The sequence below is a fragment of the Rhizobium acidisoli genome (assembly GCF_002531755.2).
GTDB classification, from domain to species: domain Bacteria; phylum Pseudomonadota; class Alphaproteobacteria; order Rhizobiales; family Rhizobiaceae; genus Rhizobium; species Rhizobium acidisoli.
In genome coordinates this window covers 2,962,818-2,977,663 of the sequence record NZ_CP034998.1, presented here as the reverse complement: position 1 = coordinate 2,977,663, position 14,846 = coordinate 2,962,818, and the positions used below count along the sequence as shown (strand labels likewise).

The following is a 14,846-nucleotide window of genomic DNA, read 5'->3' as shown; positions in this document are numbered from 1 at the left end:
AGGGTCACTGCCGCCCAGCGATGATCGACGAATTCACATGCTTGATGTCGCGCTTGCCGCAGAGCGCCATGGTAATATCCATCTCCTTGCGGATGATGCCGAGCGCCAGCGTCACACCCTCCTTGCCCATGGCGCCGAGGCCGTAGAGGAAGGGGCGGCCGATATAGGTGCCTTTGGCGCCGAGCGCCACGGCCTTCAAGACGTCCTGTCCGGAGCGGATGCCGCCGTCAAGATGGACTTCGATGCGGTCGCCGACGGCGTCGACGATTGCAGGCAGCATGCTGATCGAGGAAGGGGCGCCGTCAAGCTGGCGGCCGCCGTGATTGGAGACGACGATCGCATCGGCGCCGGTGTCGGCGGCTGCCTTCGCGTCCTCCGGATCGAGCACGCCCTTGATGATCAGCGGGCCGCCCCATTGCTCCTTGATCCAGGCGACATCGGCCCAGGAGAGCCGGGGGTCGAACTGCTCGTGCGTCCATGCGGCGAGCGAGGTGATATTGGTGACATTTTTCGCGTGGCCGATGATGTTGCCGAAGGTGCGGCGCTTGGTCTTAAGCATATCCAGGCACCAGAAGGGCCGGCTTGCCATCTGCCAGATGTGCTTCGGGGTGAACCTCGGCGGCGCCGACAGGCCGTTGCGCAGGTCCTTGTGGCGCTGGCCGAGGATCTGCAGATCGGCCGTCAGCACCAGTGCCGAGCATTTGGCGGCCTTGGCGCGGTTGATCAGCCCAAGGACGAAATCCTTGTCCCGCATCACGTAGAGCTGGAACCAGAAGGGACGCGTCGTCACCGAAGCGACATCCTCGATCGAGCAGATGCTCATCGTCGACAGCGTGAAGGGAACGCCGAACTCCTCGGCGGCGCGCGCCGCCAACATCTCACCATCGGCGTGCTGCATGCCGGTCAGGCCGGTCGGCGCCAGGGCCACCGGCATCGACACATTCTGGCCGATCATCGTCGTTTCCAGCGTGCGGTTGGTCATGTCGACCATCACCCGCTGGCGCAGCTTGATCCCACTGAAATCACTCTCGTTTGCCGCATAGGTCGACTCCGTCCAGGCGCCCGAATCCGCATAGTCGAAAAACATCTTCGGTACACGGCGCTGCGCGAGCTTCTTCAGATCGGCGATGGTGAGCGGAGTGGCCATGAATTGAACCTTCACATCTGAATGCGGCTATCCGGCGTAACATGGAATTCGCGGGAGAGTGAGGGGAATTCGAAGGTCTTCAACGGCGGCGATGCGGAAAAGCGATTATTCCTCCCAGCCAATATCGGGAAGGTCGCTGGCTTCATCGATGACGCGCACGATATCTGCCGCTCTACCGCCAGGCCCAAATCATGAGCCGACAGGGCATCGATCTCGACCGTTCCACGCTTGCCGATTGGGTCGGCCGGGCAGCGTTCGAACTGCGTCCGGTCTTTGATGCTCTGATCGCCGACCTGAAGCGCTCGACGAAGCTGTTCATGGACAAGACTCGTGCGCCGGTCCTCGATCCCGGCTCCCGCAAAACCAAGACCGGATATTTCTGGGCCCTGGCCCGCGATGACCGACCTTGGGGGAGGTGCGCCGCCAGGCGTCGCCTTCACCTATGCCCCCGGTCGAAGCGGGCAGCATGCCGATCAGATATTGCAAGGGTTCACGGGCGTCCTTCAGGTCGACGGCCACGCGGGATATAATTGGCTGGTCGCACCGGGCCGCGTCGGTGCTGACATTCGGCTTGCCTATTGTTGGGCGCATGCACGGCGCAAGCTGGTCGAGATTACCCGCACTAGCTCCGCGCCGATTGCAGAGGAAGGCGAGAAGCGGATCGGTGGACTATATCGCAACGAAGCCGAGCTCCGCGGCCTTGACCCTGAAGCTCAGTTGGACAGAAGGCAAGCACGGTCAGCGCCGTTGATCGCAGACATGCGGACCTGGCTCACGCATCATCGTGCCCCTGTCGCTGGCAAGTCGCCGCTCGGCGAAGCTCTCACCTATATCGCCAAATACTGGGATGGGCTCTGCGTCTTCCTGACTGACGGGCGCATCGAGATCGACAACAACACCGTCGAGAGAGCCATCAGACCGATAGCCCTGAACCGTAAGAATGCTCTCTTCGCCGGGCACGACGCCGCAGCGGAGAACTGGGCGGCCATCGCGTCCTTCATAGAGACCTGCAAGCTCAATACTGTCGATCCGTTCGGCTACCTGGCTAGGACGCTCACCGCCATCGTTAATGGTCACAAGCAGAGCCACATTGAAGATCTCTTGCCGTGGAACCACCCCTCAATCTCCCCTTTGCAGACATCTGCTGTCGAGATACGCTTATCCGCGTGACTCTAGAGAGATAGAAAGGCGAGCCCCATGACGTCGCCGATTTTCAGAATTTTGCGGCTCTTCGATGACGCCGGTATCCGCTATATGCTTAATAGATATCGCGAGGATACGATTGATGTGCATGCCACCCTTGTAGGTGAGCGCATCGAGCTTTCGATATTTGCAGACGGCCATGTCGAAATGTCTCGTTTCGTTGGAAACGAGGATGTCTTGGAAGGCGATCTTATCTACGAAGTCGTGGCGGCCTACGTTCAGGAAAATGCGGAATGGGAAAAGCGCGTGGGGGAACCAAATCAGGAGGCGTGACCGCTGCCGCCGCCCCGGTATCGTTAGACGAACTCCCGCGTACATAAAGCATCTTGGTCAAGGTGCGACCGGGACACCGCTTACTGTCCACCTTCATTTTCCTGACTGGGATCTTTAACGCAGCTAGTTCCGTCCGTATCGTCGATTCATGCTCGGCGGATACCTGAGTAATTGAAATGCAGCGCAATCATTTGCACTTCATTCTAGCTTTGCATCAGAGTCATCTGATTACATGATGAGGCCGTCTAGATAGGGGCGATCGATGAAGTGCATCTCTGAACTTTTGATGGGATTGGCGGGAGCGACCTTGGTCGTCATTAGCGCAGTTCAACCGGCGAAAGCTAACAGTGACAATGGCGAAGACCCATCCTGTGAAATCGTCAACTTCGCATACGCGGCAACCATGAACGCTACCCGGTCGAGCGTGACTGCTTATGCCGAGCAGGATGATGGATCTTTAGTGTTTACTGCCGATTTGCGAACCCAGTCAGGTACTAATTATCTGAAAGATTCAACGCGAAAGCAATGGATCCGTTACCCACAGACAAAGTGGGTTCCAGCGGACCGATTTGGCTCAAAAATAACTGACTGTGTATTTAAGGGTGATGAAAGTCACCTGGATCTCGCAGCAAAGCACTATTCAGCTATCCGTCATGAGGGGCCGCAGGCCTCTAAAGTGGATTTTTGGATTACGCATGACGATGGACGAATTGTAAAAATGCGAATTGGGCCGTGGGGAGTCAAGCTTAAGTCCGGACTAGGAGTAATTGAAATCCGGAAGTTCGATGATGAGGCACTAACCCCTCCGCCTTGATCCGCAGCCGCGACAGACTTGCGCTCCCATTCGAACGGTATGTCCGATGCTTTTGTCGAAACCCTGAAGCGGAATCACATGAGCATATCAGTTCCACAGGACGCTGAAACAGCGCTCCAATCGCGCCGACGTCCAGTTCCCGTAAAAATCTTAAACCGCTGCGCTGGCACGTCTGCACTGGTGCTATGCGTAAATCCTGTAATCGTCATATGTCGAAACCCCGTTCGGCAACAACACCAACATCACACGCTGATCCGGAAGATGGGTCCATAACACCGCTTACGTCTATGATGGTATCGGCTATTGGTGGGCCGCTCTTTTCGGCAATCCATAGCCACAGATCCAGCATATCCGCGCGGGCGCGGCTCGAATAGAAAACCGTGGCCATCGATCAGGTTTTTGATCCTGAAAATCGCCGTCGCCCTTCGGCTTTTGCGGCATCAATGTCCAAAGGGGCGAAATCGCCACTTTTCATTCCCTCCTGCCATGCATTGCGCAGGCGTTCGGTCTCGCGGGCTTTGGTGCTGTCGCGCTCTTCCAGCAGCCGAAGGGCTTCGCTCACGACATCGCTCGAAGAGCTGTAACCGCCGGAATCGAGCTTTCTCTTGATGTAGCTCGCCAGCTCATCGGGCAGTGAAACGGTCAGGTCCATAGGCGATCTTCTCGGAGAACTATGGGAAGATCGGCGGATTTTTGCAAGTTCGCTAAAGGTTCTTTTTCAAGTCTACACCCGCCACATAGGTTTCGGCGATTGCCCTGTCATCGCCCATCGTCTGCAGCAGGAAGAGTTCTTCGGGCAGCGTCTTCACCGCTTCCATCTTCAGCGCCATGGCCGGGGTTGCCGCCGCGTCGAGGACGACGAGATCGGCCTCGGTGCCGGGTTCCAGTGTGCCGATCCGGTCGGCCAGCGACAGCGCCTCGGCATTGCCGCGCGTCATCAGGTAATAGCTTTCCAGCGGGTTCAATCGTTCGCCGAGCAGCTGCTGGATCTTGTAGGCCTCGTCCATCGTCCTCAGCATCGAATAGCTGGAACCGCCGCCGATATCGGTGGCGACACCGATGCGGACCGGCTTTTCGCGCCGCGCCAATGCCTTCAACGGAAACAGGCCGGAGCCGAGGAAGAGGTTCGAGGTCGGGCAATGGACGGCGACGGCGCCCGTCTCGCTCATCACATCGGCTTCGCGCTCCGACAGGTGGATGGCGTGGCCGAAGAGGCTTTTCGGTCCGAGCAGGCCATAGCGGGCGTAGATGTCGGTATAGTCGATCGCATCAGGATAGAGTTCGCAGGTGAATTTGATCTCGTCGTGGTTTTCCGAAAGATGCGTCTGGATGTGCAGGTCGGGAAATTCGCGGGCAAGGGCTGAGGTTGCTTCCATCTGCGCCGGCGTCGAGGTGATGGCGAAACGCGGGGTGATGGCGACATGGTTGCGGCCCTTGCCGTGCCAGTCCGATATTACCTGGCGGGTCTCGTCATAGCCGATCTCCGGCGTGTCGAGCAGGCCCTGCGGGGCGTTGCGGTCCATCATCACCTTGCCGCCGACCATGCGCATGTTGCGCTTCATCGCCTCGGCGAAGAAGGCGTCGGCCGAAGTCTTGTGCACGGAGCAATAGGCGACTGCCGTCGTCGTGCCGTGGCGGATCAGTTCGTCGTAGAAATGGGTGGCGATCCTTTCAGCATGCGCGCTTTCGACGAAACGGCATTCCTCGGGAAAGGTATAGGTGTTCAGCCATTCGAGCAGATTGGCGGCATAGGAGGCGATCACCTGCATCTGCGGAAAATGCAAATGCATGTCGATGAAGCCGGGCAGGATCAGATGCGGGCGATGGTCGATCTCGACCACATCAGCGGCTGCCTTTGCCTTGACGTCGGCATAGGCGCCGGCCGCCGCGATCAGCCCGTCTTCGATCAGCAGGCCGCCATCTTCCTCGTAGAGATAGCTCTGGCTGTCGGTCAGGCTCAGCGGCGCGCGACGAAAAGAAAGCAGGCGGCCGCGCAGGAGTGTCGTCGTCATTGTTTTTGGCCTTCGACTGCGCTTTCAAACCAGGCGACGAGCAGCTTGCGTTCGTCCGGCGTGATATCGGTGATGTTGCCGGGCGGCATCGCATGGCTGCGGCCCGCCTGTATATAAATTTCGCGGGCATGGGCGGCGATTTCCGCGTCGTTTTCGAGCATCACTCCCTTCGGCGGCCGCACGATGCCCTCATAGGCGGGCTCAGCCGCATGGCACATGGAACAGCGGGTCGAGATCAGCTGTTTGACGGCGGGGAAATGCTGATCGCCGGCAAATTGCTGGAAGGCGGGCGCGACGGCTGCCGCATCCGTCTCGCCGGTCAGCAGTTTCGGCACCGTCGAAAGCCACATGATCAGGATGAAGAGGACGAGGGTGACGATCCAGGTCCAGGTCGGCCGGCCTTTCCTGGCATGCGTGGTGTTGAACCAGTGACGGATGGTGACGCCCATCAGGAAGACGAGCGCTGCGATCACCCAGTTGAACGCCGTGCCGAAGGCCAGTGGATAATGGTTCGACAGCATGAAGAAGATGACCGGCAGCGTCAGGTAGTTGTTGTGCAGCGAACGCTGCTTGGCGATCTGGCCGTATTTCGGATCGGGCGTGCGGCCGGCGATGAGATCGGCAACGACGATCTTCTGGTTCGGGATGATGATCATGAAGACGTTGGCCGACATGATCGTTGCGGTAAAGGCGCCGAGATGCAGGAAGGCGGCGCGGCCGGTGAAAAGCTGCGTATAACCCCAGGCCATGAAGACGAGCACGACATAGAGCACGGCCATCAACCCCCAGGTGTTCCGGCCGAGCGGGGATTTGCACAGCAGATCGTAGACGAGCCAGCCGAAGGCCAATGACGCCAAGGAGATGAGGATCGCCACCGTCGGGGTGATATCGAGCACGTGCGGATCGATCAGGAAGAGGTCGGCGCCGCCGTAATAGACGATGCAGAGCATCAGGAAGCCGGAAATCCAGGTGAAATAGCTCTCATATTTGAACCAGGTCAGGTGCTCCGGCATTTGCGCGGGCGCGACCAGATATTTCTGGATATGGTAGAAGCCGCCGCCATGGACCTGCCATTCCTCGCCATAGGCGCCGGGCGGCAGATGCGGGCGTTTCACCAGTCCGAGATCGAGCGCGATGAAATAGAAGGACGATCCGATCCAGGCGATCGCGGTGACGACATGGAACCAGCGCGCCGCGAAGGCGAGCCATTCCCATGCTATGGCATATTCATACATCGAGTTCCCCTATCTTCCTCCGACTCGTGACATTGCGGAAATTTTGGCGGGGAGGGAAGAGGAGATTGAAAGACTGCACATGCGCACCGGTTTCCGCAACGGTGGCGAGGCCGAAGGAGCAATGGAATGATCACCGCGCTCTACAGCGATCAGCTCATCGCCGAGAACGCGCCGATGGACCGGCGGCTTGCCGCGCTCATTCTGTCGCGCGGCAACCGCATCGGCTATGTCGCCTCGGCTCCGGAGCCGCAGCGGGCGTTCTTCGACGAAAAACGGCAATATTATGCGCAATATGGGCTATCTCTCGATCTGTTCGTCGATCTCGACGCGCTTGCCGGCGACGAGGAGATCGGCCGGCTGTTTGCCTGCAACGCCATCCATCTTACAGGCGGCCACACCGGCGATTTTCTGAGACGGCTGCGCCAAAGCGGCATGCTGGAAAAACTGCGCGCATGGGCGCTTGATGACGGCATAGTCGTCGGCACCAGCGCCGGGGCGATTTTGATGACGCCGACGATCGCCGCCGACGCGCTGTTTGAGGGCGGTTCTCCGGATGCGGTACGGGATGGCGCGGCTCTCGATCTCACGCCCTTCGAGTTCTTTCCGCATCTGAACGACGATCCCGGCTATCTCCCCGCGCTGCTGCGCTACAGCAAGACCACGGCAAATCCCATTCTCGCATGCCGGGACGGTGAGGGTCTCATCCTCGGCAATGGGCTCGTCGAAATCTTCGGCGCTCCGCTGATGATTGCCGGCGGTTTTGTCGAAGCAGCGGATCGCGGCCGCATCGCCGATCTGCTGTCCCGTGCCTAAAAGCTGCCGAGAATGCTGTGCATTATCTCCGTCTTATACTCGATCTGCTAATATAGCGGATCTTGAACGATGACGACTCGATTGCAGTTATGTTTAAGGCCGCCGGAATAAATAAGAAAAGTTAGATCATCGGCGGCGCATTCATCAACGGAGAAGATGCCCATGCGCAGCATTCTGACGTGTGTGATGATTGCGTATGCGTCGCTGGCGACGGCTCACGACGCACCGTCGGGGTGGAGTTATGACCCCTATTGTTGCAACGGCGACAGTCATAATGGCGACTGCCAGATGATCCCTTCGAAGAGCGTGGCGGTGACGCCGGGCGGATATCGTGTCACGCTGCTGCCGGGCGACCACCGGCTGGTCACGCATGCCCACGTCTTCCTGCTGCCGATGACGAAGGCGATGCAATCCGGCGACAACGACTATCATCTCTGTCTATTCCCGAACGAGGACACGCCGCGCTGCTTCTACGCGCCGGAGATGGGATACTGAGGCCGCGGCGATGCCTGGCTCCAAAGCGCGTCGCAGCAAGCTTGATTCATGCGACGCGCTTTAGCTTTTTGTTTTGATGCATGTCGTTGCGGCAAAAGCGCTTCGCGCTTTGCCTGGGAAACCGCTGCACACTTCCGGGCGACATGCGTTAATTGCCGGCTGCCTTCATCTCGTCGAGGATCCAGTTGCGGAAAGCTTTGATCTTCGGCACGTTGCGACGGTTTTCCGGATAGACGAGCCAATAGGCCTTGCCGTCGCTGCGGGTCAGTTCGAAAGGTTGATACAGCCGGCCGAGGGCGATCTCGGCCGCGTAGAAGGCCGGATGGAGGATGGCAACGCCATGGCCGGCGATTGCCGCGTCGGCTTCCACCGCCTGGGAGCCGAGCTGGTTGCGCGGGCGGCGATCGAGATCCGTGTCGGTGACGCCGGCTGCCTCGAACCATTGTTTCCACCAGATGTCGCCGGCGTCGAAGAGATCCAACTTCAGGAGATCGCGCGGTTCCTTGATCCCGCCGGCTGATTCCGCCAGCTTCGGGCTGAGCATCGGGGTGAACTCCAGCCCCATCAACCGGTGCAGGGTCAGACCCGGCCAGTTGCCGTCGCCCCAGCGGATCCCGACATCGATCTGTTCACGGGTAAAATCGATGATGTCGGAACTCGCCTGAAAGCGCACCGCAATCGCCGGATGTTTCAAATGGAAAGAGCCGAGGCGCGGCGCCAGCCATTTCGAGGCGAACGTATGGGTCGAGCTGATGGCGAGTGTGCCTTCGACGCTGTCGCGCGCCGTCGCCATCGCGTCGTGCAGCATGGCGAAAGCTTCAGTCACCTTCGGCGCCAGCCGCTCGCCGGTCTCGGTCAAGGCGATCTGACGGGGACGGCGCAGGAAGAGCGGCTCGCCGACATTCTCCTCCAGCAGCTTGATCTGGTAGCTGACGGCCGTCTGCGTCATCCCGAGTTCGTCGCCCGCCTTGGTGAAACTTCCGAGCCGTGCCGCGGCTTCGAAGACGCGCAGCGCATTCAGCGGAAATTGTTTCGAGAGTTTCATGGATAAGTTCTCTTGATGCAGGCAGACGGTCGTTCGATTGGAATTGCAGCATTTTCGGCGGCAAACTGCAACTCATACCATCAATCTATCGAGGTGATGTCATGGATTGCTCCACGATCGAAGAGAACCGCCCACAGCAGAGCATCGGTGCTTTCCGGCGTCTTGCCGGCTGGCTGGTGGGCAGCGCCAACCGTTTCTGCCGTCTGCCTCGGCTCGACTTTTCCGCAATGCCGGACCGCGTCAAGCGCGATCTCGGTTTCCTCGACGGGCGGGACCCTTACTACGAAGACGAGCGCATGCGGTAGGCCGAAAGCGCCGTCAGGATTTCGGCGGCACTCATCGCGGCGATCACTTCGGGGCGCTTGTCCCTGACCGCCGAGCCGCCGATCGGCAGCGTCAGCCGCTCCATCCAGCCGCGCTCTCCCCCGCCTTCGCGGGAAAGCCAGCTTGCGAAGGTGGCGCGTTTGGTCGCCGAGCCGATCATGCCGGTGTAGGCAAGGTCGTTTCTCTCAAGCGCCTCGCGGGCGATGAGAAAGTCCAGCGCATGGTCATGGGTCAGAATGACGACTGCGCCGCCGGCCGGAATATCCTTCACCAGTGCTTCCGGCATCGGCACGAGGCGGGTCTTCGTCTCCGCCGGCAGATTGGTCAGTTCCTCCTGCCTGGTTTCGACGACCGTCACCGACAGTGGCAGGGGCGCCAGCGCCGCCGCCAACGCCCGCCCGACATGGCCGGCGCCGAAGAGAAGCACCTCGGGCAGACGCTCGATCTCGCCGGCAAGCGTGGCTTCGACTTCGTCTCTCACCGCCCCAGTCAGCCGGCGAAACCGCAGCTGCGTGCGCCCACCGCAGCACTGGCCGATCTCGGGGCCGAGCGGAATATCCATGGTTGGTGCGCCGCCGGTTCCCGCGAGCATCTCCCGGGCATTCCGGATGGCCATGAACTCGAACTGCCCGCCGCCGATCGTGCCCCAGAGCGCGTTTTGCGAGACCAGCATAAAGGCGCCGGCTTCACGCGGGGTGGAGCCTTGGGTGCCGGTGATGTCGATGAGGACGCTGTCGGGATGGGTGGTGAGGAAGGTGGGGAGGTCGGTCATGGCAGCCGGACCTCGCGGTCGTTGGAGTATGCCGCGAAGACCCCCTCATCCGACCCTTCGGGCCACCTTCTCCGCGCTGGGGAGAAGAGGGAGAATGCCGCCCTCTCGTTGATCCCATTTGCGTTTTTACATGTGGTTCCCACAGGTTCAGCGATTTGCTTGAGCAATGCGTAAAAGTCTTGCTCCCTCTTCTCCCCAGCGGGGAGAAGAGGGCCCGAAGGGTCGGATGAGGGGGCTTGGTTCAAGCGCATTACGTTTTCAAATTCTCCGGACGAACGATCGCAGGATAGAAGCGAAGAATATCATCTCGCTGGAATATCCGCCTTTCAAGTGCGGCAATGATCGTTTCAAGAACTGCTCTTCGTTCTCTGGTTATTTCATGGTTCCAGAAACGCAAGACAGCGTATTCAGCACCATTCAACCATTGGGTCCGCGCTTCGTCAGACCTATTGTCGGCGTGATGAAATCCGTCGATCTCGACAACCAACCGTTCTTCATAGAAAGTCGGCGATGTAGGCCCCAAGCGGGGCTTGTCGCGTAAGCTTATAGCCATTTAGCTGCCGATTTCGCAGGTCGCCCCAAAGCCGATATTCCTCTTCAGTTTCGGTTTGGCGCAATTTGCGAGCCTGCAGAGTTTTGCCGGGACGTCTTTTCCTGATGTCTTCGGGATCGGGCATTTTTCGCCGCCATCCTACACCCGCTTCATCCGCTCCACCGCCATCAGCACCCGTTCCGGCGTGGCCGGGGCGTCGAGCCTGGGGCAGACTTTGTAATCCGCCACGCTGGCCACCGCCATCGACAGCGCTTCCAGCACCGAGATCGCCAGCATGAAGGGTGGTTCGCCGACGGCCTTGGAGCGGCCGATGGTGGCTTCCGTGTTTTCCGACCATTCGGCCAGGCGCACGTTGAAGATCTTCGGGCGGTCGGAGGCGAGCGGGATCTTGTAGGTGGATGGCGCATGGGTGCGCAGCCGCCCCTTATCATCCCACCAGAGCTCTTCCGTCGTCAGCCAGCCCATGCCTTGGACGAAAGCGCCCTCGACCTGGCCGAGGTCGATCGCCGGGTTCAGCGAGCGGCCGACATCGTGGAGAATATCGGTGCGGTCGATCAGATATTCGCCGGTCAGCGTATCGATCGAGACCTCGGTGCAGGCGGCGCCATAGGCGAAATAATAGAAGGGTGTGCCGCGGCCGGCCTTGCGGTCCCAGTGGATCTTCGGCGTCTTGTAAAAGCCGGCGGCGGACAGCTGAACGCGGGCGAAATAGGCCTGCTTGATGAAATCGGGGAAGGGGATCTCGATCTCGCCGACGCGCACACGGTTCGGCAGGAAGACGACGTCGGAGGGCGCCACATCCCATTTTTCGGCGGCAAAGGCTATTAGCCGTTCCTTGATCTGGCGGGCGGCGTCATAGGCTGCCATGCCGTTCAGATCCGAGCCGGAGGAGGCGGCGGTGGCCGAAGTGTTCGGCACCTTGGCAGTCGTCGTCGCGGTGATCTTCACCCTAGAGATATCGACCTGAAAACTGTCGGCCAGTACCTGCGCCACCTTGGTATAAAGGCCCTGGCCCATTTCGGTGCCGCCGTGGTTCAGATGGATCGAGCCGTCCTGATAGATGTGGACGAGGGCTCCCGCCTGGTTGAAAGCGGTCATGGTGAAAGAGATGCCGAATTTCACCGGGGTCAGGGCGATGCCTTTTCTGATATAGCGGCTGTCGCGGTTGAAGCCGATGATGGCGTTGCGCCGCGCCCGGTATTCGGCCGTTTCCTCCAACTCCTCGACGATACGGGCGATGATATTGTCCTCGACCTCCTGGTGGTAGGGCGTCAGCGTGCGCCCGGAGCCCGGCTGGCCGTAGAAATTCAGTTTTCGGATATCGAGCGGGTCCTTGCCGAGGGCATAGGCGATCTCCTCGATGACACGCTCGGCGCCGAGCATGCCCTGCGGTCCGCCGAAGCCGCGGAAGGCGGTGTTGGAGACGGTATGCGTCTTCAGCGGTTTCGACTGCAGATGCACATGCGGATAGAAATAGCTGGAATCGGCGTGGAAAAGCGCACGGTCGGTCACCGGTCCGGAGAGATCCGAGGAGAAGCCGCAGCGCGCCGCGTACGTCGCATCGAGCGCGTGGATGCGGCCCTCGGCATCGAAGCCCACTTCGTAGTCGACGAGGAAATCATGGCGCTTGCCGGTGGCGCTCATATCCTCGTCGCGGTCCGGGCGGAATTTGATGGCGCGGCCGAGCTTCTTGGCGGCGATCGCCGCGAGCGCTGCGAACTGGTTGCCTTGCGTTTCCTTGCCGCCGAAGCCGCCGCCCAAGCGGCGCACGTTGACGGTGACGGCGTTGGACGGGATATCGAGCACGTGGCCGACGATGTGCTGGATCTCGCTCGGATGCTGCGTCGAAGACCAGACGGTGACCTCGTCGTCCTCGCCGGGGATCGCCATGGCGATATGGCCTTCGAGATAGAAATGCTCCTGCCCGCCGATGCGCATCTGGCCCTTCAGACGCATGGCGGCATTCGGCATTTCCGTTTCCGGCTCGCCGCGCTGCAGCGTCATCGGGGTGATGACCAGCGGGCCGCCATTGGCGAGCGCGCCGTCGATATCGTGCCAGTGCGGCAGGTCGCGATAGTCGATTTTTGCCAGCCGTGCAGCCCGGCGGGCAGCGTCCCGTGTTTCGGCGATGACGGCAAAGATCGGCTGGCCGTGGAACTGAACCAAGGTTTCGGCGAGCAGCGGCTCGTCATGGCTGCCGTTGGAGCTGGTGTCGTTGACGCCGGGCACATCCTTGCCGGTGAAGACCCAGACGACGCCGGGATAGGCGGCGACGGCGGACAGATCGATGTTGATGATTTCGGCATGCGCCCGATCGGAGAGGCCGAGCGCGCCGTGCAGCAGGCCGGCAGGTTCGGGAATATCATCGATATAATCGGCGCTTCCGGTGACATGCTTATGCGCTGAATCATGACGGAGCGAACCGTGCATGGGGCCGGAGATGACGACCTTGGGGTTTTCGAAGGTGGACTTGTCCATTAACATCTCCCTGCCGAAAGATTGCCCGTCGCAGATGCTCCAGGCGCTCGCGGCTTAGTGCCGCTCGCCCCCCTCATCCGCCCTATCGGGCACCTTCTCCCCGCTGGGGAGAAGAGGGAGTCGAGACGTTGCCCCCTGTCTCTTCTCCCCAGCGGGGAGAAGGCGCCGGCAGGCGGATGAGGGGGGCGGTTGGCGCCGATGGTCGAGATGTCCATCACGCCACCTCCTCAAACCGCTTCAGCTCCGCCGGCGCGCCCACCGTTTCCAGGTAGAAGCGCGTCAGCAGGTTCTTCGCCGTCAGCTGGCGGTAGTCCGCCGTGGCGCGCCAGTCGGTCAGCGGCTGGTAGTCAGCGTCGAAGGCGGGGCGGGCGGCTTCGATCGTCGCTTCCGTCCATGGTTTGCCCATCAGTTCGGCCTCGACGGTCCGGGCGCGTTTCGGCGTTGCGGCCATGCCGCCGAAGGCGATGCGGATGTCGGTGACCACTTCGGCTTCATCGAGCGTCAGCAGGAAGGCGCCGAGTACGGCGGTGATGTCCTCGTCGCGGCGCTTGGTGATTTTGTAGGTGGCAAAGCGGCTGGTTGGCTTGGGGTAGGGCACGAAGACGCTTTCGACGAATTCGCCGGGCCTGCGATCCTGTTTGCCATAGGCGATGAAGAAATCCTCGAGCGGCATTTTGCGCTGACCTTCCAGGGAGCGCAGCGTCAGCGTCGCGCCCAGCGCAATCAGCGGCGGGGGGCTGTCGCCGATCGGCGAACCGTTAGCGATATTGCCGCCGATCGTGCCCATGTTGCGCACCTGCTCGCCGCCGATGCGGTCGATCAACCGTCCGAGTGCCGGGATTTTTCTGGCGATCGCTTCGAAGGCCCTGCTGTAGCTGACGCCGGCGCCGATGGTGACGCCGTCCTCGGCTTCCGCGACTGACTGCAGTTCGCTCAAATGATTGATGAAAACGACCGGGCTCAGCCGGCGCATCTGCTTCGTCACCCAGAGACCGACATCGGTGGAGCCGGCGATGACGGTCGCGTCGGGCTCCTCAGCGAGGACTTCCGCCAGTGCCTGAAGCGAAGCCGGCACGATCAGCCGGTCTTCACCGTTGGCAATCCGGATGGTGCCGCTTGCCTGCATGGCCCAGAGCCGTGCGATGATTTCCGAGCGCGTTCGCTCCAGCGGGTCGAAGAGCGCGCTCGGCCGTGTCAGGCTCACCTGCTCGGCCGCCTTGACGATCGGCTCGTAGCCGGTGCAGCGACAGAGATTGCCTTGCAGCGCTTTTTCGATCTCGCGGCGGCCGGGTTTTTCCTTCGTCAGCCAGAGGCCATAGAGCGACATGACGAAGCCCGGGGTGCAGAAGCCGCATTGCGAGCCATGGCAATCGACCAGCGCCTGCTGCACCGGATGCAGCGCGCCGTCCCGGCCGGCAAGATGTTCGACCGTCACCACATGGGTGGCGTGCAGCGAGCCCATGAAGCGAATGCAGGCATTGACCGATTCATAAGCGAGCTTGCCGTCGGCGAGCCGCCCGACGAGGACGGTGCAGGCGCCGCAATCGCCTTCCGCGCATCCTTCCTTGGTTCCCGTCAGCCGCCGCCTCAGCCGCAGAAAATCGAGAAGCGTCTCGGTCGGCCCGACATCGGTGAGCGCGATATTCTCGCCGTTCAGGATGAAGCGGATGCTGTCGTTCATG

Annotated in this window: 15 protein-coding genes and 1 pseudogene; 6 read left to right on the top strand and 10 right to left on the bottom strand. The window is 60.8% G+C overall.

The window, feature by feature from the left end; all coding sequences use genetic code 11:
- Positions 1 to 4 precede the first annotated feature (4 nt).
- Entirely contained in the window at positions 5 to 1,147 is a 1,143-nt protein-coding gene (locus CO657_RS14715) for an alpha-hydroxy acid oxidase (protein WP_012558578.1), read from the bottom strand.
- 155 nt (positions 1,148 to 1,302) lie between these two features.
- On the opposite strand from CO657_RS14715, the pseudogene tnpC reads away from it, so the two are divergent.
- The 3 genes and pseudogenes from tnpC to CO657_RS14700 form a co-directional block, all read left to right on the top strand.
- Positions 1,303 to 2,317 (top strand): annotated as a pseudogene (gene tnpC / locus CO657_RS14710) (IS66 family transposase); the annotation flags it as partial.
- A gap of 27 nt (positions 2,318 to 2,344) precedes the next feature.
- Positions 2,345 to 2,623: a hypothetical protein gene (locus CO657_RS14705; RefSeq protein WP_012558577.1), complete on the top strand. Its 279-nt coding sequence runs from the start codon at positions 2,345 to 2,347 to the stop codon at positions 2,621 to 2,623.
- A 262-nt stretch (positions 2,624 to 2,885) separates the two neighbouring features.
- Positions 2,886 to 3,437 (top strand): hypothetical protein, encoded by a 552-nt coding sequence (locus CO657_RS14700; protein WP_012558576.1) that lies wholly within the window; start codon positions 2,886 to 2,888, stop codon positions 3,435 to 3,437.
- Positions 3,438 to 3,828: 391 nt separating this feature from the next.
- On the opposite strand, the gene CO657_RS14690 is transcribed toward CO657_RS14700, so the two are convergent.
- Genes CO657_RS14690 through puuD form a run of 3 tightly spaced genes read right to left on the bottom strand, consistent with a single transcriptional unit; the run spans position 3,829 to position 6,684 of the window.
- Positions 3,829 to 4,089, bottom strand: a complete 261-nt coding sequence (locus CO657_RS14690) for a type II toxin-antitoxin system ParD family antitoxin (protein WP_012558575.1) — start codon at positions 4,087 to 4,089, stop codon at positions 3,829 to 3,831.
- A 52-nt stretch (positions 4,090 to 4,141) separates the two neighbouring features.
- Positions 4,142 to 5,449 carry a guanine deaminase gene (guaD, locus tag CO657_RS14685; RefSeq protein ID WP_012558574.1) on the bottom strand — a complete coding sequence of 436 codons (1,308 nt, stop codon included), beginning with the start codon at positions 5,447 to 5,449 and terminating at the stop codon, positions 4,142 to 4,144.
- Positions 5,446 to 6,684: a urate hydroxylase PuuD gene (gene puuD / locus CO657_RS14680; RefSeq protein ID WP_054182776.1), complete on the bottom strand. Its 1,239-nt coding sequence runs from the start codon at positions 6,682 to 6,684 to the stop codon at positions 5,446 to 5,448. The genes guaD and puuD overlap by 4 nt, the downstream gene beginning before the upstream one ends.
- A 126-nt stretch (positions 6,685 to 6,810) precedes the next feature.
- Between puuD and CO657_RS14675 the strand changes: the two genes are divergently transcribed.
- Together CO657_RS14675 and CO657_RS14670 are read left to right on the top strand one after the other, a co-directional pair.
- A complete protein-coding gene (locus CO657_RS14675; RefSeq protein ID WP_012558572.1) occupies positions 6,811 to 7,497 on the top strand; it encodes a Type 1 glutamine amidotransferase-like domain-containing protein in 687 nt (228 codons plus the stop codon).
- A gap of 162 nt (positions 7,498 to 7,659) precedes the next feature.
- Entirely contained in the window at positions 7,660 to 7,992 is a 333-nt protein-coding gene (locus CO657_RS14670; protein WP_003565666.1) for a hypothetical protein, read from the top strand.
- 148 nt (positions 7,993 to 8,140) lie between these two features.
- Here the strand turns inward: CO657_RS14670 and gcvA are convergent, their stop codons facing one another.
- Positions 8,141 to 9,037, bottom strand: a complete 897-nt coding sequence (gene gcvA / locus CO657_RS14665; protein WP_012558571.1) for a transcriptional regulator GcvA — start codon at positions 9,035 to 9,037, stop codon at positions 8,141 to 8,143.
- 101 nt (positions 9,038 to 9,138) lie between these two features.
- On the opposite strand from gcvA, the gene CO657_RS14660 reads away from it, so the two are divergent.
- Positions 9,139 to 9,342, top strand: coding sequence for a hypothetical protein (locus CO657_RS14660; protein ID WP_012558570.1), 204 nt, complete (start codon positions 9,139 to 9,141; stop codon positions 9,340 to 9,342).
- Here CO657_RS14660 and xdhC read toward each other — a convergent pair.
- From xdhC to xdhA, 5 genes are all read right to left on the bottom strand, one after another.
- Complete coding sequence (gene xdhC, locus CO657_RS14655) at positions 9,318 to 10,133, bottom strand: xanthine dehydrogenase accessory protein XdhC (RefSeq protein ID WP_012558569.1); 816 nt, start codon at positions 10,131 to 10,133, stop codon at positions 9,318 to 9,320. The two genes, CO657_RS14660 and xdhC, sit on opposite strands and share 25 nt — an antisense overlap.
- A gap of 250 nt (positions 10,134 to 10,383) precedes the next feature.
- Positions 10,384 to 10,686, bottom strand: coding sequence for an endonuclease domain-containing protein (locus CO657_RS14650; protein ID WP_425349925.1), 303 nt, complete (start codon positions 10,684 to 10,686; stop codon positions 10,384 to 10,386).
- Positions 10,628 to 10,810, bottom strand: coding sequence for a DUF559 domain-containing protein (locus CO657_RS38235; protein ID WP_425349924.1), 183 nt, complete (start codon positions 10,808 to 10,810; stop codon positions 10,628 to 10,630). The genes CO657_RS14650 and CO657_RS38235 overlap by 59 nt, the downstream gene beginning before the upstream one ends.
- Positions 10,811 to 10,824: 14 nt before the next feature.
- Entirely contained in the window at positions 10,825 to 13,164 is a 2,340-nt protein-coding gene (gene xdhB / locus CO657_RS14645; RefSeq protein ID WP_012558568.1) for a xanthine dehydrogenase molybdopterin binding subunit, read from the bottom strand.
- Positions 13,165 to 13,378: 214 nt separating this feature from the next.
- Positions 13,379 to 14,845, bottom strand: coding sequence for a xanthine dehydrogenase small subunit (xdhA, locus tag CO657_RS14640; protein WP_012558567.1), 1,467 nt, complete (start codon positions 14,843 to 14,845; stop codon positions 13,379 to 13,381).
- Position 14,846 lies beyond the last annotated feature (1 nt).